13 protein-coding genes are annotated in these 19,103 nt (G+C 65.9%); 9 read left to right on the forward strand and 4 right to left on the reverse strand.

Annotated features, from left to right (window positions below):
- The first annotated feature begins 172 nt into the window (after positions 1–172).
- The 3 genes from LZ586_RS14310 to LZ586_RS18175 all read left to right on the forward strand — a co-directional run bounded on the left by LZ586_RS14310 (position 173) and on the right by LZ586_RS18175 (position 6,861).
- The gene (locus LZ586_RS14310) at positions 173–3,205 is read left to right on the forward strand and encodes a TonB-dependent receptor plug domain-containing protein (RefSeq protein WP_235076953.1); all 3,033 of its coding nucleotides are present in this window, start codon (positions 173–175) and stop codon (positions 3,203–3,205) included.
- Between the two features lie 301 nt (positions 3,206–3,506).
- Positions 3,507–6,413: a TonB-dependent receptor domain-containing protein gene (locus LZ586_RS14315; protein WP_235076954.1), complete on the forward strand. Its 2,907-nt coding sequence runs from the start codon at positions 3,507–3,509 to the stop codon at positions 6,411–6,413.
- A 313-nt stretch (positions 6,414–6,726) separates the two neighbouring features.
- A complete protein-coding gene (locus LZ586_RS18175) occupies positions 6,727–6,861 on the forward strand; it encodes a hypothetical protein (RefSeq protein WP_261346008.1) in 135 nt (44 codons plus the stop codon).
- 262 nt (positions 6,862–7,123) lie between these two features.
- Here LZ586_RS18175 and LZ586_RS14320 read toward each other — a convergent pair whose 3' ends face one another.
- Positions 7,124–9,886, reverse strand: a complete 2,763-nt coding sequence (locus tag LZ586_RS14320; RefSeq protein ID WP_235076955.1) for a TonB-dependent receptor plug domain-containing protein — start codon at positions 9,884–9,886, stop codon at positions 7,124–7,126.
- Positions 9,887–10,309: 423 nt separating this feature from the next.
- Positions 10,310–12,100, reverse strand: a complete 1,791-nt coding sequence (locus tag LZ586_RS14325; RefSeq protein WP_235076956.1) for a peptide MFS transporter — start codon at positions 12,098–12,100, stop codon at positions 10,310–10,312.
- A 196-nt stretch (positions 12,101–12,296) separates the two neighbouring features.
- Between LZ586_RS14325 and LZ586_RS14330 the strand changes: the two genes are divergently transcribed.
- From LZ586_RS14330 to LZ586_RS14345, 4 genes are read left to right on the forward strand one after another with little or no spacing between them, the layout of a single operon-like run.
- Entirely contained in the window at positions 12,297–12,674 is a 378-nt protein-coding gene (locus LZ586_RS14330; RefSeq protein WP_235076957.1) for a MerC domain-containing protein, read from the forward strand.
- Between the two features lie 38 nt (positions 12,675–12,712).
- Positions 12,713–13,309, forward strand: coding sequence for a nitroreductase (locus LZ586_RS14335; protein WP_235076958.1), 597 nt, complete (start codon positions 12,713–12,715; stop codon positions 13,307–13,309).
- Positions 13,310–13,327: 18 nt separating this feature from the next.
- Positions 13,328–13,684, forward strand: a complete 357-nt coding sequence (locus LZ586_RS14340) for a GntR family transcriptional regulator (protein ID WP_235076959.1) — start codon at positions 13,328–13,330, stop codon at positions 13,682–13,684.
- A 60-nt stretch (positions 13,685–13,744) separates the two neighbouring features.
- Positions 13,745–14,395 carry a hypothetical protein gene (locus LZ586_RS14345; protein WP_235076960.1) on the forward strand — a complete coding sequence of 217 codons (651 nt, stop codon included), beginning with the start codon at positions 13,745–13,747 and terminating at the stop codon, positions 14,393–14,395.
- 232 nt (positions 14,396–14,627) lie between these two features.
- On the opposite strand, the gene LZ586_RS14350 is transcribed toward LZ586_RS14345, so the two are convergent.
- On the reverse strand, positions 14,628–16,313 hold the full coding sequence (locus LZ586_RS14350) for an acyl-CoA dehydrogenase (RefSeq protein WP_235076961.1): 1,686 nt from the start codon (positions 16,311–16,313) through the stop codon (positions 14,628–14,630).
- Positions 16,314–16,360: 47 nt separating this feature from the next.
- Between LZ586_RS14350 and LZ586_RS14355 the strand changes: the two genes are divergently transcribed.
- A complete protein-coding gene (locus LZ586_RS14355; protein WP_413777345.1) occupies positions 16,361–17,308 on the forward strand; it encodes an L-threonylcarbamoyladenylate synthase in 948 nt (315 codons plus the stop codon).
- A 138-nt stretch (positions 17,309–17,446) separates the two neighbouring features.
- On the opposite strand, the gene msrA is transcribed toward LZ586_RS14355, so the two are convergent.
- On the reverse strand, positions 17,447–17,992 hold the full coding sequence (msrA, locus tag LZ586_RS14360) for a peptide-methionine (S)-S-oxide reductase MsrA (RefSeq protein WP_235076963.1): 546 nt from the start codon (positions 17,990–17,992) through the stop codon (positions 17,447–17,449).
- 69 nt (positions 17,993–18,061) lie between these two features.
- On the opposite strand from msrA, the gene galE reads away from it, so the two are divergent.
- Positions 18,062–19,060, forward strand: a complete 999-nt coding sequence (gene galE / locus LZ586_RS14365; RefSeq protein WP_235079822.1) for a UDP-glucose 4-epimerase GalE — start codon at positions 18,062–18,064, stop codon at positions 19,058–19,060.
- The last annotated feature ends 43 nt before the right edge of the window (positions 19,061–19,103 follow it).

The raw sequence follows: 19,103 nt of genomic DNA on the forward strand, positions 1-19,103 counted from the left end.
ACCGACGTTGAAGGGAAGAGCAGATCGCGGGAAAGGGCAAACAGCCCGTCGCGCGGATGCTGGGGGGCGCAGGCTGGGGAAGCAGCGGCGCCAGGCTATCTCCATTCGGCGCGGCAGGGAGCGAAAGGGTATAATAATGCTGTTCAAGGGACTGCTGGCCACGAGTTGTTGTGTGGCTGCATTGGTTGCGTTGCCTGCCTATGCGCAGGATACCACCGATAGCCAGGGCGCATCCGCGCCGATCGGCGATCCGGTAGCGTCCGCCAAGCTGGCCGCCGATTCGGACCGTGCCGACGTTCGCGAAGCGGGCGAGAGCAACGACGTGATCGTCACGGGTACGCGCATCCAGCGCCCGAACAACCGGTCGGCCGCGCCGATCGTGACCACCACCTCGGCCGAGATCGCCGCGCAGGGCGCGACGACGATCGAGGAAGTGCTCAACCGCCTGCCGCAGGTGCAGGTCAATTCCGAGCAGAATTTCAGCGACTCCGAAGGGCGCCAGCGCATCAAGCTGCGCAGCCTGGGCTATGAGCGCACGCTGACGCTGATCGATGGGCTGCGCGTCGGCCTGCCCAACACCGTCGACGTGGGCATCATCCCCACCGCGCTGGTCGACCGCATCGACGTGCTGACCGGCGGCGCATCGTCGGTCTATGGTTCCGACGCCGTGTCCGGCGTCGTCAACTTCGTGCTGAAGAAGAACTTCGAAGGCGTCCGCATCGACGGCAACTACAGCTTCTTCAACCACGAGAACCGTGCCGGCGACGTCACCGACGCGGTTCGCCGGGCCGGCTTCAACTCGTCGACCGGCATGACCAATGACGGCGGCCGTGCCGATGTCAGCCTGGCGGCGGGCGTCAACCTGTTCGACGACAAGGTCAACATCAGCGGCTTCGTCAACTACCGCAAGTCGGACCTGGTGCGCCTGCGCGACCGTTCCTACTCCCAGTGCGAAGTGGTGCAGCCGACGAGCACCGCAGTGCTGTCGTGCTCGCGCGCCAGCTACACGCCGGCCGGCACGATCATCCCGCAGGGCGGCCCGACGCTGGTCAACAACCCCAATGGCGACGGCACCTTCATTCCGATCAACAGCGGGCCGGCCGCCGCATCGGCCAACCCGTATGACGATTGGGCGTTCCAGCGGCCGTTCGACCGCATCAACGCCGGTGGCTTCATCACCGCGCAGGTCGCCGATGATGTCGAGTTCTACCTCACCGGGCTCTATTATCGCGACAAGTCGTACAACACGCAGCTCAACCGCAACTACTCGTACACCGCCTATGGCTCGGATCCGTTCCGGGTAAACTGCGACAACCCGTTCCTCTCGCCATCGCAGGCACAGACGCTGTGCGGCGCGAACGCTGGCCGGGCAGGCCAGTACGCGAACCTGGATGTGCGCTACCGCTTCGACGGTCTGCCGCTGGTGGAGCAGAAGTTCACCAACGAGGGCTACCGCATCGTCGCCGGCCTGCGTGGCAAGGGCTTCGGCGACGCCTGGACCTATGATGTTGCCGGCATGGTCTCGCGGGCGCAGCTCGACACGATCGACGTGCCGTTCGCGCGCTTCGAGAACGTCAATCGCTCGCTCGACGTGGTCAACGTCAACGGCACCCCGACCTGCCGTTCGGTGATCAACGGCACCGATCCGAACTGCGTGCCGTTCAATGCCTTCCGCCCCTTCAACCAGGACGCGGCGCTCAACAACTATCTGTTCGGCGGCAACGGTGGCGAGACCGGCGGCATCAGCACGCGTATTCCGCGCCTGCTGCAGTTCGTCGGCACGATCAGCGGCGATCTGGGCAAGTACGGCATCACGTCGCCATTCGCCGAGCAGGGCCTCGCGATCGCGCTGGGCGCCGAATACCGCGACGAGATGGAGCGGACGATCGTCAACGAAATCTACCAGCAGAACACTGGTGGGGAAAATCGCCGCGTCACGCAGAACATCCTGGAATCGAACATCGAAATCCAGGCACCGCTGGTCGAGAACCAGTCCTGGACCAAGCTGCTCCAGCTGAACGCCGGCTATCGCGTGTCGAAGTACAACCAGCTCGAAGGCAAGTTCGACACCTGGAAGGTGGAAGGCATCTGGTCGCCGGTTCCGGACATCACGTTCCGCGGATCGTACAACAAGTCGCAGGCGGCACCGGGTGTCGGCGCGGCGGCCGATGCGGGCAACGTGTTCTTCAACCAAGGCTTCTATGCCGATCCCTGCGCCCCGCGGATCAACCCGGCCAACCCGGGCGGCCCGCGTATCGCGCCTTCCGCGTCGCTCGCGCAGTGCCGCAACACCGGACTGCCGGACGCCCTATATGGCAGCGCGACGCTGATCTGCCCGGACGACCGCTGCACGGTGCGCGAAGGCGGTTTCGGCCTGGCGCCGGAAAGCGCGTTCACCACAACTTTCGGCGTGGTGCTGCGTCCGCGCTTCATCCCCGGCCTGACCGTCTCGGTGGACCGCTGGCTGATCGATCTGGAGGACCAGCTGACGTTCCTCAACCCGAACGACTGGATCAACGAGTGCCTTGCCACCGGCAACGACTATTTCTGCCGCGGCATCGTCCGTGCGCCGAATGGCACGCTGTCGAGCTCGCCGGCTTCCAATCCGTCGAGCGGCTGGGTCTCGCGTGGTTCGGTCAACGGCTACAAGTCGCAGTCGCATGGCTGGGATTTCCAGGGCCAGTATAATGTCGGCCTGGGCGACGTCGGCCGGCTCGACATGAGCTTCAACGGCACGCTGATGACGCTCGTCGGCAACCAGGGCGCACCGACCGTCGAAGCGCGCGACTGCACCGGTTACTGGGGCAGCGGCTGTGGCGAGAGCATGCCCACCTGGCAACACCAGTTCCGCACCACCTGGACCTCCGCCGACCGGATCGCCAGCGTGTCGCTGAACTGGCGTCACCGCAGCGCCATGCCGCTGACCTTCTACGCACCGGCCGACACCGGCATTCCGGCGCAGGACCCGAGCGCAGAGCGTCCGGACTATCCGGGCATCAAGGCGTATGACTGGTTCGACATCGCGCTGTCGTTCGACGTGAACAAGCAGATGACGTTCCGGCTTGCCATGAACAACATCTTCGACCGCGATCCGCCGCTGGTGCCGGACAGCCGCGCGCAGATCGGGTTGCTGCGCGGCAACACGATCATGGGCTACGACCTGCTCGGCCGTCAGCTCGTCGCGGGTGTTTCGATCCGGCTGTAACCGCAAGCACGCGTCTCGGGGCAGCTGTCCCGGGACGCGGCCCTGCCGCCCGCCGCTGCGAAGCGGGGCGGCGCCCGGGCAAGACTTCAGACGACCGTTCGCGTGCGGGAGCGATGCTCTTGCATGGGGGCGGTCGTTTTCTTTTGGCGGGATACGACGCGCTCGCGGATGTGGCCGTTATGACACAAATGTTATAATAAAGGTCGCGCGCAGCCTGGCTCGGCATTCTTCATGTTGCTGAATGTGTGCTTTCGCCGCAGCATGATGTCCTGCTGCGATGCAGCACCACAACCCGAGGGACATGATGAAACGATCCTCCGTCACAGCACGCGCCAGCGTTCTCGCCCTGGCGATCTCGGCGCTGGCGCTTCCGCTCAGCGCGTTCGCGCAGGCCGCGCCCGAGGCGTTGCCGCAGGACGCGGCGGCCGAGAACCCGGAAGATGTCGTGATCACCGGCTCGCGCATCCGGCGCGATCCGCTCGACAATCCTTCGCCGGTAACCGTGGTGGACGAAGCGGCGATCCAGAAGACCGGGCTATCGTCGATCGCGGACGTGCTGCAGCGGATCCCGGCCTCGTCGGGCGGGCTCAATTCAAAGTTCAACAATTCGGGCAATTTCGGCAATCCGCCCGACGGCGGCGGTGTCGGCGCGGGATCGGCGGCGATCGACCTGCGCTATCTGGGCGCCAAGCGGACGCTCGTGCTGGTCGATGGGCTGCGCTACGTCAACGGCGCCAGCGCCAGCGGCATCCCGGGCACGGTCGACTTGAACTCGATCCCCGACGTGATGATCCAGCGGGTGGAAGTGCTGCAGTCGGCGGCCTCGGCGCTATACGGGTCGGACGCGATCGGCGGCGTGGTCAACATCATCACCCGATCGAACCAGCAGGGCTTTCGCGCCACCGCGCAATATGGCCAATATCTGAGCGAGCATGACGGCGACACCCAGAACTATCAGCTGAGCTGGGGCGGCGGCAACGACCGGGTGCATCTCGACATCGGCGGCTTCTACACCAAGCAGGATTCGGTGCGCGCGAGCGACCGCGAGATCTCGCAATTCGTCAATCCCGGCCAGACGGCCTGCACCCAGCCGCCCGGCGGATGCTCGGGCGCGGCAGTGAATGGCCGCATCCTGTTCAATCCCGGAAACCCGTCGCTGCCCGGCGGCGGTGTGATCACGGTGCGCAACGCGCCGCTTACCGGCCGCGGCGTGTATGACCCGACGCTGGTGGGCGGCGACTTCCGCCGCTTCACCGACGCCGACCGCTTCAACTTCGCGCCGTACAACTACTTCCTGACGCCGAACGAGCGCTATGGCGGGTTCCTGAACGCGCGCGCGGAGTTCTCCGAGGCGTTCAACGTGCGGCTCAAGGCGAGCTGGGCGCACCGTGAGTCGCAGAACCAGGCCGCGTTCCTGCCGCTCAACATCGGTCCGGACGCCGGCAACGGCAATCTGCTCGACACAATCTCGGTGGACGTGAGCAATCCGTTCAATCCGTTCGGGATCACGCTGAACTCGGGGGCCAATGGCCAGCCGGCGACCTATTCGCTGATCGGGCGGCGGCTGGTCGAGGCGGGGCAGCGGACCTACAATCAGAGCGTCGACACGCTGAGCGTGACCGGCACGATCGACGGCAAGTTCGATCTGTTCGGGCGCAACTGGTATTACGACGCGAACGCGGTGTTCGGCGTCAACGACGCGCACCAGCTGTTCACCGGTAACCTCAACGCGGCGCGGCTGGCGCAGGCGCTGGGTCCGGTCGCGCAGTGCACCGGGGCGTGCGTGCCGTTCAACATCTTCGGCGGGCAGGGCTCGATCACCCCGGCGATGCTGGCGTTCGTGACGTTCGACGAGAAGTCGCGCAGCTCGCAGGAGCTGCAGGACTATACCTTCAACGTGTCGGGCGAGCTGTTCGACTTGCCGGGCGGGCCGGTCGGCGTCGCGCTGGGATATGAGCATCGCTACCAGCAGGGCAGCTTCACGCCCGATCCGATCATCCAGGCGGGGCTGGGCGCGGACATCCCGGCGCAGGCGGCACGCGGATCGTTCGACGTGGACGAAGTCTATGGCGAGCTTCGCCTGCCGCTGATCCGCGACGTGCCGCTGCTGCGGCTGGTGGAGCTGAACGGCGCGGTGCGGCATTCGGACTTCTCCACCGCGGGCGGCAACACGACGTTGTCGGGCGGGGCGCTGTGGAAGCCGGTCGACGACCTGCTGCTGCGCGCGCAATATGCCGAGAGCTTCCGCGCACCCTCGATCGGCGAGCTGTTCGGGGCGCAGTCGCGCTTCGACCAGACGCTGGACGATCCGTGCACCAGCGCGGCGGGCGGGCTGTTCCAGAGCAACGCCACCGTGCGCGCCAACTGCATCGCCAACGGCGTGCCGGCGAGCGGCAGCTATGTCGAACCGCAAGGCGGCCAGATCAGCGTGCTGACTGGCGGCAATGCCGACGTGAAGCCGGAGACCGCCAAGACCTGGGTGTTCGGCGGGGTATACAGCCCGGCCTGGGCACGCGGCGGCTTCGCCAGCGCGCTGAGCCTCGAAGTCAATTACTACGACATCAAGGTCGACGGCGCGATCCAGTCGATCCCGGCCGAAGTGCTGCTCGGCCGCTGCGCCCAGGACGGCGACGCGCTGTCCTGTGCGGCGGTGGAGCGGACGCCAGCCGGCTTCATCTCGGCGATCAACGGCGTGCTGCTCAACACCGGCGGCATCCGCACCCGCGGCGTCGACGCGACTCTGAACCTGCGCACCCGCCAGTCGGGAGCCGGCACCTTCGGGCTGTCGGTCAGCGGCAACTATCTGCTGAAGTACGAGGAGACGGTGCCGGCGACCGACGGGTTCACCAGCACCGACTATACCGGCACCGAGCGCGGTAGCCCGGATCAAGCCTATCCCCACTTCAAGGGCCAGGCGACGCTCGACTGGGATATCGGCCCCGTGGCGATGGCCTTTACCGGGCGCTATATCGACAATGTGATCGAGGGTCAGAACGGCAGGTCGCTCGACAGCCGCTTCTATGCCGATGTGCAGGCGACGTTCCGGCCAAGCTGGATGGGCGAGCGCTTCGGGCTGAGCCTGGGCGTGAACAACCTGTTCGACAAGGATCCGCCGGCCTGCGTCTCGTGCAGCCTGAACAACTATGATCCGACCACCTACGACATCCCGGGCCGGTTCGGGTACGCCCGGCTGAGCTACGGCTTCTGATCCGCGTTCCCTCCCCTTATTGGAGGGGCCAGGGTGATTTTAGCGCCAGCTGGGGTCCTGCCTCAGCTGGCGCTTTCCTTTTCATTCTCGCGATGTCGCGGTTATGGCGGTGGCTTCCTCGTGAGCGGGAAACCCCTCCGTCAGCGCTTCGCGCTGCCACCTCCCCTTGCAGGGGAGGATCATGGCGGGGCAGACAACGGTGTCATTTGCTGCAACCGGCCCCGGCGATGATTGCAATTGCAACAACCGCACCCCCTCGCCAGATACATCTATGATGTTGCGGTGCAACAATGCTGCTGTGCGAGGTTTTCCGATGTTCTCTCTTCTGTCGATCTATTTCCAGTATCGCCGCCAGGTTTCCGCCGAGCGCCAGGCGCGCGCCACCGTTGCCACGTTGCCGGTGCGGGCTGCTGCCAAGCAGGCCATCGAGCTTCCGCTCGCCGCCTGAAGCTGTGCGGCCGGGCGGCAATGCCGCAGGTCGCAGGAATATCCGTTACCCGGCCTTGGGCCGGATCCCGCTTCTTATTCTATCGGTGAGAGGCAGCGGACCCGGCTCACGGCCGGGGTGACCAAGGCACAAGAGAAAAGGGGGAGCGTCGCCGCTCCCCCTTTTCTTTTGCGTGCCCGGGATCGGCCCCGTGCCGGGTTCGGATCCGGACATAAGAAAGGGAGCAGGGCGGCTGCCCTGCTCCCTTCCGGGTCTTTGACGCTTAGAACTTGGCGCGGAAGCCGGCGGTGAAGCGGCGACCGAACACGTCGAAGTTGTCAGTGGTCTCGAGCCCGGTCGGGGTGCCGAAAGGCGTGCCCGGCAGGTACTGCGGCTTGGTGTCGAAGACGTTGTCCACGTTCAGGTAGAAGGTGAAGTCCTCGCCGACATTCTGCGACAGCTGGACGTTGTGCAGCCAGTAGTCCTTGATGTCGTTCAGAGCCACGACCTCAGGATCGTTGCTGATGAACGTGTCGCGCAGGTACGGACCGCCGCTCAGGAACGTCGTCTGCCAGCTGATCGCGGCCCCTGCGAACCCATAGGTAGCCCGTGCCGAAGCGCGGTGCGTCGAATAGGCGGCGCCGAAGGTGCCGGCATTCTCCACCGGCTCCGAAGAGGGATCGCTCTGCGTCTTGAAGTCCAGAACGTAGGTGTAGTTGATGTTCAGCGACAGCTGGTCATCGCCGGCCAGGCCAAGCGGCGTGGCATAGCGCAGCTGCGCATCGAAGCCGCGCGACTGATACCCTGCGATGTTGATCAGCTGCGAGTTCACCGTCTGCAGGATGCCGGTGGGGAAGCGGATCACGTTGTCGCAATATACCGGGGTGTTGGTGAGCAGGCACTGCTCGACCGTGTAGCTGCGGCCCACCGAGTTGATCGCGTCGTCGATCTTGATGTCGTAGTAATCGACCGAGAACGAGAAGCCGCGCAGCGCGCGCGGCGTCAGGACCACGCCGGCAGTGATCGTCCTGGCGGTTTCCTCCTGGAGATTTTGATTACCGCCCGTGAAGCCGTTTACGCCCTGCGTGTCGGCCAGCGTGTACTGGAACGTGCCGCCCGGATTGGCTGCGAAGAAGTTCGCGATGCCCGGGATGGCGCGGCAGGCCGCGTCGGTTTCGCCCGTCGACGTTGCAGTGATGCCGTCGCAGGGATCGGTGACCGCAGCGAACGTCTCGGACGGGGCGCTGAACAGCTCGGAGTTGTTCGGCGCACGGTTGGAAACGGCGTAGCGGCCGCGGAAGCGGACACCCTGCACCGGCTCCCATTCGGCACCGGCGTTCCAGCTGAACACCGATCCGATGGTCGAATAGTCGGAATAGCGCGCCGCGCCGGTGAGGCCGAGATATTCGAAACCGCCCTTGTTCGAGATGAGCGGTACGTTCAGCTCGCCGAACACTTCGTACACGTCCTGATTGCCGCGAAGATCGGGGATCTGGTTGCCCGAGTTGCCGCCGGTGTTGGTCAGAACGTCGAGATCGTCGAAGGTCGAGTCATAGCGATACTCGACACCGACCGCCGCGCCGACGCCGCCGGCGCCCCACAGATCGAACAGCGACGAAGAAGAGACCGACGCCGTGAAGACGTGCTGCTCGTTGGTGATCGTCTCCGACTTCGGTACGACCGCCTGGACGTAGGCGGAAGCGCGCGGATCCGCGGTGTTGAACCCGAACAGGTTGATCGGGATACAACCATCCGCGCGGGCGGCGACGTCACGGCAGACGATGTCGACGCCGACGACGTTGCCCGGGCCGACGCGAAGCGCGTCGAGCGCATTGCGATAGCGGTTGTTGTCGATGTCCTCGCTGGCGTTGAAGTCCTTCACGTGGCCGTAGACGTAGCTGACATCGTAGTTGATGTTCGAACCCAGGTCGCCGCGGACGCCAAGGACCGCCCGCCAGGTGTCGCGCTGTACCTGATTGCTGCGGTTGAACACGTCGTTCTGGCGACGGCGGCCGCCGATCGAAGCTACGTCATTGTTGGGATCCCCGTCCGAGTTCGCTGCAGCGATTGCAGCCGCGATCGGTGCGGGGATGAACGCGTTGGTGATCGGAATGCCGTACGGATCGACGTCGCGGAAGTAGATGTCGTTCAGCAGATCGAGCGGGTAAGCCTCGATACGCGACGTCGCGCCAACGCGGGCATAGGTGCCTTCCGCATAAACCTTCATGCCGTCTGCGACGTCATAGTTGAAGACGCCGTTGACGAGGTAGCGCTCGAGCGGCGTGGCGATGTAGCGCGAACCGTTGCGGTTGAAGCCATAGCCAGGCGTGCCCAGGCGAGGAATGATCGCCAGGCTGTTGTCCGGGTTGAACGAGAAGGTGCTGCTGCCGCCGGCGAGGATCGGGCGCGCAACGCCAGTGTCGCTCACCAGCTGGTACTGGCCCTGGGGCGCATAGGTGCCCTGTGGCGCGCGCCGAACTGGAGGCCCTTCGGAAGCCGATGATCGCGCCAGAATGAAGTTCAGCACGCCGGCGATGGCGTCCGAACCGTACACCGCGGACGAACCGCCGGTGATGATTTCGGTACGCTCGATCATGTCGATCGGGATGTTGTTCAGATCGACCGACGAGTCGCCCGCGAAACCGCCGATGAAGCGGCGGCCATTGACCAGGGTCAGCGTGCGGCTGCTGCCCAGCGCGCGCAGGTTGACGGTGGCAATGCCGGTGCCGGAGGTCAGGAAGTTGGTGTTGGTACGGGTCGAGCCGATGCCGACCTGCGGCAGTTCGTTGATGAAGTCCGACACGTTGGCCGCGCCGTCCTGAAGGATCTGGGTGCGGTCGATGACGGTCACGGGAACCGGGGAGTCGACTTCCGGACGCGCGATGCGCGAGCCGGTGACCAGCACTTCGCCATTGTCTTCTGCCTGATCGCAGTTGGTCGTCTCGTCCGGCACGCACTCGGCTGCCGGGTTGGTCTGAGCCCATGCAGGCGCGGCGATCGTGAGAAGCGTGCTCGCGAGCAGGACGCTTCGAATCTGGGTCTTCATCTTGTTACCCCTTTTAAAGAAAACTGGAATGTGACCGCGGACGGCCACACACGAACCTATGGGTAGAAGGAGATGAAGGGACGCCGCAATCGCTTTAGGTAAGCTTGAAGACAGGAACGTGCGTTAGCACGCAACCTGTCGCAGTTTTGCAACAGTCGCGACGCGGAACTGCCTAAAAATCGTGCGATAGAGCTTGGTTTGCTGCTCGATTGACCAAATCAGTTCGCAAAGCGTACTAGTGGCGTATATCAATACTACACGTGGTCTGCGTAAGATTTGGCTGCTTGTTCTTACGCCGGGACAGTAGATGTTTCCGCGGTATTTCCAGTCTATGTCCGGAGCGGTCAATGCGCCGGATGGCCGAACGAAAAAAGGGGAGCGTTGCCGCTCCCCTTTTCTTTGTGCGTCAGGCTGGAGCCAGGATCACTTCACTCCGTGCATCCAGTGCTTGAGCGGCCAGCTGAGCAGGAACAGCACCACGCCGAGTGCGATCGCCCACAGCGATATGGTGGTGAACACGCTGGTATAGGTGTCCAGGCTGACCTTGAGGTTTGTGACCTGGCCGCCGACCGTCTCGACGCTGGCGAACTGGGCGATGATGCCGGCGACATATTGCGCGACCGAGATCGACAGGAACCACAGGCCCATCATCATGCCGACGATCCGGGCGATCGACAGCTTGGTGATCATGCTGAGCCCGACCGGCGAGATGCACAGCTCGGCGAAGGAGTGGACGAAGTAGAGGCCGGCGAGCCACCACAAGGTGACCTTGAAGTTCGAGTCCGCGAATTGCGAGCCCCAGACCAGCACCAGGAAGCCGACGCCGACTCCGACCAGCGCTATCGAGAACTTGACCGGGATCGACGGCTCGAGCCCGCGCCGTGCGAGCGCGCCCCAGAGCATGCTCATCAGCGGGGCTAGGAGAATGATGAAGGCGGCGTTGAAGAACTGGGTCTGGCCGGCGTTGATGCTGAACCAGCCGAACACCGACAGATCGGTGTTGCGGTCGGCGAACAGGGTGAGCGACGAGCCCGCCTGTTCGAACAGCGTCCAGAACACGACGTTGAAGACGATCATCACCATCGCGGCGAGCATCATCTGGAACTCGCGCTTGTCGCCCGAGACGAACGACCAGACGAGGATGGCGGGAACGGCGATCAGGAAGGTGCCGAACAGCAGCTTTCCCATCACCGGCAGCGACGCGATGTAGCCCAGGATGCCCGAGCCGGGGGCCGGTTCGGAAGCGTGCATCAGGTTGACGTAGAGGAAGTAGAATACCGGCACGAAGGCGACCGCGCCGAGATAGATCCAGATGGGCGACTTGCCGACCGCCTCGGCCGGGGTCTCGCCGAAGCCGGCGAGCTTGCCGCCGTCGAACTGGATCAGCGCCCAGGACAGCAGCATGCCGATCGCGGCGAGGCCGAAGCCCGCCCACCAGCCGACCGCTTCGGCAAGCCAGGGGCACAGCAGCTGGGACAGGAACGATCCCATGTTGATGCCCATGTAGAAAATGGTGAAGCCGGTGTCGCGGCGGCGGTCGCCCTGGCGGTAGAGCTCGCCGACCATCGTCGAGATGTTGGGCTTGAAGAAGCCATTGCCTACCGACACCGCGGAGAGCGCGATCAGCAGCAGCGCGACGTAGAACGGGCTGCGTTCGGCGTCGGACTGGAAGTCGCCCTTGGCGACGGTGCGGACGGGGGCGCCGTTCTCGAGCAGCGAGACGCTGCCATCGTCATTGCCCTTGATCTGCTGGCGGCTGGCGCCGTCGACCAGATAGCGGGTCTCGACGCCGTTCACTTGCTCGACCGCGACTTCGTAGCGCTGGCCGTCGATGGTGGCGAAGGGCTGGGATACCGGGCCGCCAAAGCACAGGGTGAAATAGCCGAGCGACATCAGGATCGCGCCGAACTTCACCGCGCGCTTGGAGCCGAGATAGCGGTCGGCGAGATAGCCGCCGACCAGCGGGGTGAGGTAGACCAAGGCCGTGAAGCCGCCATAGATGCCGGTCGCTTCGCGGTCGCCGAACACGAAATGCTTGGTGAGGTAGAGCGTCAGCAGCGCGCGCATGCCGTAATAGCCGAAGCGTTCCCACATCTCGGTGGTGAACAGGCGGGCGAGCTGGCGGGGGTGGCCGAACCAGGTTTCTTCGGCGGCCGGGTTGATATGGGTGATATCCGGCTCTGCGCGAGAGTCGGCTGTTGGTGTGTCCACCATGCGGGGGAGTGCTCCGTTTAGTCGGTTTCCAGGCGGGCGCCCGGTGCATGGCGCGGCAGACTAGAGCGATTGGCGCGGGTGTAAAGCTTGGGATGACCCACGAAGCCCTTGAAGCGCAACGCGTGATACAACATATCATGTGCTTCTTGCCCACGGCCGCCTTTCGGCGGAGCGGCGTTTTCCGAGGACATGACGATTGCACAGACAGGGTTGGCTGGATGGTGCGGCGGCGAGCGTGTCGCTGTTGTGCCTGGTGCATTGCCTGGCGTTGCCGCTGCTCATCGCGGCGCTGCCGGCGCTGAGCCAAATGCTGGCGGTGCCCGAGGGATTTCACCGCGGGGTGGCGCTGGTGGCGTTGCCGGCCAGTTCGGTGGCGCTGCTGTCGGGCTTTCGCCGGCACCGCAGTATCCGGGCGCTGGGGCTGGCCGCGATCGGGCTCTGCGCGATCGGCTGGGGGGCGTTCGGCGCCGAGAGCGCGAGCGCGGAACTGGCCGCGACGGTGTTCGGAAGCGTGGTCGTCAGCGCCGCGCATGTAGTGAACTGGGTGCTGGCGCAGAGTCGCGAACGGCACTGACGCTTGGCCTTGTCGGGCGCGAAGCCTAGAGGTTCTGGATGTTCAACGATCCCACCACGCCGCTTTCGCTCCTGCGCACCCGCCGATCGGGCAAGCCGCGCGACATGGGGGCGCCGGGGCCGAGCCTCGATCAGATCGAGGCGATGGTGGCGATCGGGGCGCGGACCCCCGATCATGGCAAGCTGGCGCCGTGGCGTTTCGTGATCGTGCCGGACGAACAGCGGCCCGCGCTGGCGCTCAAGCTGGTCGAGATCCTGCGCGCCGAGAAGCGGGACGCGACGGCGCGCGACGAAGAGGCGGCGGCGCAGTTCGCGACGCAGGCGCCCGGACTGGTGGTGGTGCTGTCGGCACCGGTGGTGGGGCACAAGGTGCCGGTGTGGGAACAGGAACTGTCCGCGGGCGCGGCGTGCATGAACCTGCTCCATGCCGCGCACGCCATGGGGTTCGTCGGCGGATGGCTGACCGGATGGGCGGCCTATTCCGACGCAGTGCGCGACCTGTTCGGGGAAGCGCCGCAGCGGATCGCCGGATTCGTCTTCCTGGGAACGCCGCAGCGCGCGCTGGAAGAGCGGCCGCGCGGCGAACTGTCTGAAATCGTGCGGCATTGGCGGGGTGGGGCTGGACCTGAAGCCTGAGTGCTGTATTATGTCGGCATGACAGCCCTGGAACATGAAGACTCGCCCGTGTACCTGAAGCTGCGGGCGATCATTGCGACCGCGATCCTGCGCGGCGAGTATCGCGCGGGCGACCAGCTGCCTTCGGTGCGCGCGTTCGCCGCCGAGCATGGCGCCAATCCGCTGACCGTCGCGAAGGCGTATCAGAGTTTCCAGGACGACGGCCATGTCGAGGTGCGGCGCGGCGTGGGCATGTTCGTGCTGCCCGGCGCGGTGGAACGGCTGCGCACCGCCGAGCGCGAGCGGTTCCTTACCGGGATGTGGCCGCGGGTGCGCGACCATATCGCGCTGCTCGGCCTGGACGTGAACGAGCTGCTGGGGCGCGAGATCGCCTGAGGCGGGGGCAACGCCGATCGGCCGCTTGTACCCTTTGCGCCGCGATTCTATGCGTGGGGCATGCGCACCAGCGGGGATTATGATCGCGACGGCTATGCACTGGTCGAGGGACTGGTGCCGGTGGAGGTCTGCCGCGCTTTCCTGCACCAGCTCAAAAGCGACGTCGAGCGAGGCGGGAACCAGCTGAGCCAGCTGGCGCGGGGATCGAACCTGCTGAAGCGCGACGCGGTCGAGCTGTATGGCTATCATTATCCGCCGATGCTGGGGCTGCTCTGGGGCCTGACGCCGATCGTGTCGCGGCTGCTCGGGCGCGACCTGCTGCCGAGCTACGATTATTTCCGCATCTATCGCGAGGGCGATGTCTGTCGGGTGCATAGCGACCGCTATTCGTGCGAAGTGAGCATGTCGCTGACGCTCGATTATAGCGACGGCGTGGCCTGGGACCTGGAGATCGGCAGCGAGGCTGCCGAGCCCGGGCCGGCAGTGGAGGATAGCTGGGGAGCGGTGCCGTACCGGTCCGTTTCCATGCAGCCCGGCGATGCGATGCTGTACCAGGGCGTGACGCGGCGGCACGGGCGGACCATCCCGAATCCCAATCTCTGGTCGGCGCACCTGTTCCTGCACTGGGTGACGCGCGACGGCCCCTATGCGGCGAGCGCGTTCGACGGGAATGCCGCGACGGTGCAGCCGGTGAACTTCAGCTTCCGGTGAGGTTGGGTTTCACGCGACGGCGCGTGGGCGAGAAGGTTTAGAAGAAAGATAGAGGTTCGCGCGGAGGCGCGGAGGCGCGGAGATCGCCACTCGGCGCGTCCGGGAGACATTTGCGAACCTTTGCTATTCGGGAGCGGCTGGTGAAGGCCGCTTACGCGGCGGCCATTCCTTCTTCTCTCCGCGCCTCCGCGCCTCCGCGTGAACCCCTTACTTTCTGCCTTCGCCTCGCGTTCTAGAACGCGCTTGCCTCCAGGGCGTAGAGGATGTCGGACTTGGCCATTGCCGCGGCCTTCAGGCCCAGGGCTTCGGGGACGATCTGCTCGACATAGAAGCGGGCCGAGACCTGCTTCATCTTGAGGAAGGCGGGATCGCCTTCGCTGCGGGCGGCGATGCGGCCGCTTTGCTCCATGAGCCAGCCGCAGACCGCTACCGACAGCATCGTCAGGAAGGGATAGCTCGCGGCGAGGCGGTCGTCGGTCTCGGAGGCGAGCAAGTGGCGCGCGACTTCGTCGCAGGCGCCGATCAGGCGGGCGAGGCCGCTATCCTCGGCATCGCCACGCATCCGATCGAGCAGCGCGAACAGCGTTGCGCCGCCGTCCATGCTCAGCTTGCGGCCGACCAGGTCGGCGGCCTGGATGCCGTTGGTGCCTTCGTAGATCGGCGTGATGCGGGCGTCGCGAAAGTGCTGGGCGGCGCCGGTCTCTTCGATATAGCCCATGCCACCATGGACCTGGAGCCCCAGGCTGGCGACTTCGTTGCCGAGATCGGTGGCGTGCGCCTTGGCCAGTGGAGTGAGGAGCTCGACCAGCGCCTTGGCCGCAGCGTCGCCGGCATGACCGCGGTCGAGCTGGCCAAAGGCGTAATAGACCAGGGCGCGCGCGGCCTGGGTCTGCGCCTTCATCCGCAGCAGCATGCGGCGCACGTCGGGATGCTCGATGATCGCTGCGGCAGTGCCGGCGCGGGCGCCCTGGATGCGATCGCGGGCATAAGCGACGGCGCGCTGGGTGGCGCGCTCGGCGACTTGCACCCCCTGAAGGCCGACATTGAGGCGGGCGTTGTTCATCATCGTGAACATCGCGCGGATGCCGCCGAACTCGGGGCCGATCAGCTCGCCGATGCAATCGTCATGATCGCCGAAGCTCAGCACGCAGGTGGGCGAGGCGTGGAGGCCCATCTTGTGCTCGATCGACACGACGCGGACGTCGTTCGGGACGCCGGGCGTGCCGTCTTCGTCGAGGCGGAACTTGGGGACCAGGAACAGCGACAGGCCCTTGGTGCCCGTCGGCGCGCCGGGGGTGCGGGCGAGGACGAGGTGGACGATGTTGTCGGCCATGTCGTGGTCGCCGAAGGAGATGAAGATCTTGATCCCCTTGATCCGGTACGTGCCGTCGCCGACCGGATCGGCCTTGGTCTTGAGCGCGCCGACATCGGTGCCGGCCTGCGGCTCGGTGAGGTTCATCGTGCCGGTCCACTCGCCGGTCGACAGCCTGGGCAGATAGAGCGCCTGCTGCTCGGGCGAGCCGTGATGGACGAGCGCTTCGATCGCGCCGACGGTGAGGGTTGGGGCGAGCGCGAAGCCCATGTTCGCAGTGCCCAGCGTATCCAGCACGGCGGCGGCGAGGCTGACCGGCAGGCCCTGGCCGCCATGTTCGGTGGGCGAGCCGATCGTGCCCCAGCCATTGGCGACATAGGCCTGGTAGGCGGCGGCATAGCCCTCGGGCATCCTCACACCGTCTTCGCTCCACTTGGCGCCGACGGTGTCGCCGATGCGCTCTAGCGGCGCCCATTCGCCGGCTGCGAATTCGCCAGCGCCTTCCAGCACGGCATCGAGCAGGTCGGTCGCCTCGGGGCTGATCTCGGCCAGGCGGACGAGGTGGTCGAGCACGAAACGCTGTTCGGTGGTGGCGGGGGTGAACATCTCTGTCCTCTCTACTCTTGTACGGCTTTGCCGGGGGCTATAGCGCGCTGGGTGTGAGCCCGACAAATCCGCGCATCTTACCCTACGGCGAGGCCGCGATCGCCGAAGCCGCCGCGCTGATCCGCAGCGGCGGATGCGTCGCGGTGCCCACCGAGACGGTCTATGGCCTGGCGGCGGACGCGACCGATTCGCGCGCCGTGGCGGGGATTTACGCGGCGAAGGGGCGGCCGAGCTTCAACCCGCTGATCGTGCATGTGCCGGACCTGGAGGCGGCCGAGCTGATCGCAGTGCTCGACGCGGATGCGCGCGCGCTGGCGCGGCGATTCTGGCCCGGGCCGCTGACATTGGTGCTGCCGGTGCGGGCGGAGGCGGGCATATCGCCGCTGGTGACGGCGGGGCTCGACACGATCGCGCTGCGGGTGCCCGATCACCGCGCAATGCAGGCGCTGCTCGATGCGAGCGGACTGCCGCTGGCGGCGCCGTCCGCCAATGCCAGTGGGGCGATCTCGCCGACGCGGGCGGAGCATGTGGCGGCGAGCCTCGCGGGACGGATCCCGCTGGTGATCGACGACGGGGCGACGCCGGCCGGGCTGGAATCGACGATCGTGCAGGGGCGGACCGTGCTGCGACCCGGGCCTTTGTCTTATGCCGACCTGTTTCCCGGTGCGGGCCGGATGCCGAGCGTCGCGCCGCCGGGGAATGCGAAGGTCGTCGCGCCGGGGCAGCTGGAGAGCCATTATGCGCCGTCGAAGCCGCTGCGGTTGAATGCGCGGGAGCGGGAGGCGGGGGAGTGGCTGATCGGTTTTGGCGTGGTGCTGGGCGACGATACGCTGTCGCTGCGCGGGGATCTGACCGAGGCAGCGGCGAATCTGTTTGCGGCGCTGCACCGGGCGGATGCGCGGGCGATTGGCGGGATCGCAGTGGCGCCGGTGCCCGAGTTGGGGATTGGGGTGGCGATCAACGATCGGCTGCGTAGGGCGGCGGCGCCTCGGTGAGTTGAAATCCTCCCCCGGAGGGGGAGGGGGACCAGCGAAGCTGGTGGAGGGGTAGTCTCCACAAGCGGCGTCGCCTGCGGCAAATACCCCTCCGTCACGCTACGCGCGCCACCTCCCCCTCCGGGGGAGGATTTAACGTCAGGCCGCAGCGCCTTCCTTGACGCGGGCGGCGAAGCTCTTGCGCAATTTGCGCAGCTTGGGCGGGATCACCGACAGGCAATAGGGGTTCCGCTGGCCCTCGCCCTGCCAATATTCCTGGTGATAGTCCTCGGCGGGGTACCATTCGGACAGCGGCTCGACCGTGGTGACGATCGGAGCGGGCCAATCGGCGCTGGCACGCGCGATCGCGGCCTTCACTTCGGCTTCCTGCTCGGGCGTGTGCGGGAAGACCGCCGAGCGATATTGCGTGCCGACATCGTTGCCCTGGCGGTTGAGCTGCGTCGGGTCATGCGTGGCGAAGAAGATGTCGAGGATCTCGCCATAGCTGACCTGATCGGTGTCGAAGGTCACGCGGATCGCCTCGGCATGGCCGGTGTTGCCGCCGCACACTTCCTTGTAGGTCGGGTTGGCCTTCGTCCCGCCGATATAGCCGCTTTCCACCGTTTCGACGCCGATCACGTCCTTGAACACCGCCTCGGTGCACCAGAAGCAGCCGCCGGCCAGCGTCGCGATTTCCTTTGCCATACTGATCTCCTTTGTTTGGAATGTAGGTGTCGGATGGCTATGCCGCAACGCGACACGAGGGAGACGATGATGCGCGACGGTACGGTGCTGGTGACGGGGGGCGCGGGCTATATCGGCAGCCATGCGGTGCTGGCGTTGCTCGACGCGGGCTGGAAGGTCGTGGTGGTCGACAATCTGGTGACCGGGTTCGACTGGGCAGTGGACCCGCGCGCCAAGCTGGTGGTCGCCAATATCGAGGACGAGGCGGTGGTCCGCCAGACGATGCGCGACGAAGGCGTCATCGCCGTGATGCACTTCGCCGGATCGGTGGTGGTGCCGGAATCGGTGAGCGATCCGCTCAAATATTACCGCAACAACACGGTGGCGAGCCGCTCGCTGATCGAGAGCGCCGTGGCCGAGGGGGTGAAGCATTTCATCTTCTCCTCGACCGCGGCTACCTATGGCATTCCCGAGGTCGTGCCGGTGCGCGAGGACAGCGCCAAGGTGCCGATCAACCCCTATGGCATGTCCAAGCTGATGACCGAGTTCATGCTCAAGGACGTCGCGGCGGCGCATGCGATGAACTATTGCGCGCTGCGCTATTTCAACGTGGCGGGCGCCGATCCGCAGGGGCGCTCGGGCCAGTCCACCGCGGGCGCGACGCACCTGATCAAGATCGCGGCCGAGGCGGCGACGGGCAAGCGCGCGGCGGTCAGCGTGTTCGGCACCGACTTCGCGACGCAGGATGGCACCGGGGTGCGCGATTACATCCACGTCACCGACCTGGCCGCGGCGCATGTCGACGCGCTCGACCTGCTGATCGCGCGGCCGCAAGAGAGCCACACGATGAATTGCGGCTATGGCCGCGGATTCTCAGTGCTGCAGGTGCTCGACGCAGTGGACCGGGTGACCAACCGGACGATCGAGCGGCGCATGGAAGGTCGGCGCGCGGGCGACCCGGATGCGCTGGTGGCGGACAACAGCAAGATCCTGGCGACGCTGCCGTGGCGGCCCAAGCATGACGATCTCGAGGGGATCGTAACCGATGCGCTGGCGTGGGAGCGGGCGCTGGCGGAGCGCCAGGGGTAATACCTCACGATCGTCACCCCGGCCTTGTGCCGGGGTCCACGGT

Origin of the sequence: Sphingomonas sp. S2-65 (genome assembly GCF_021513175.1) — a bacterium.
In the GTDB taxonomy this organism is placed as follows: Bacteria; Pseudomonadota; Alphaproteobacteria; order Sphingomonadales; family Sphingomonadaceae; genus Sphingomonas.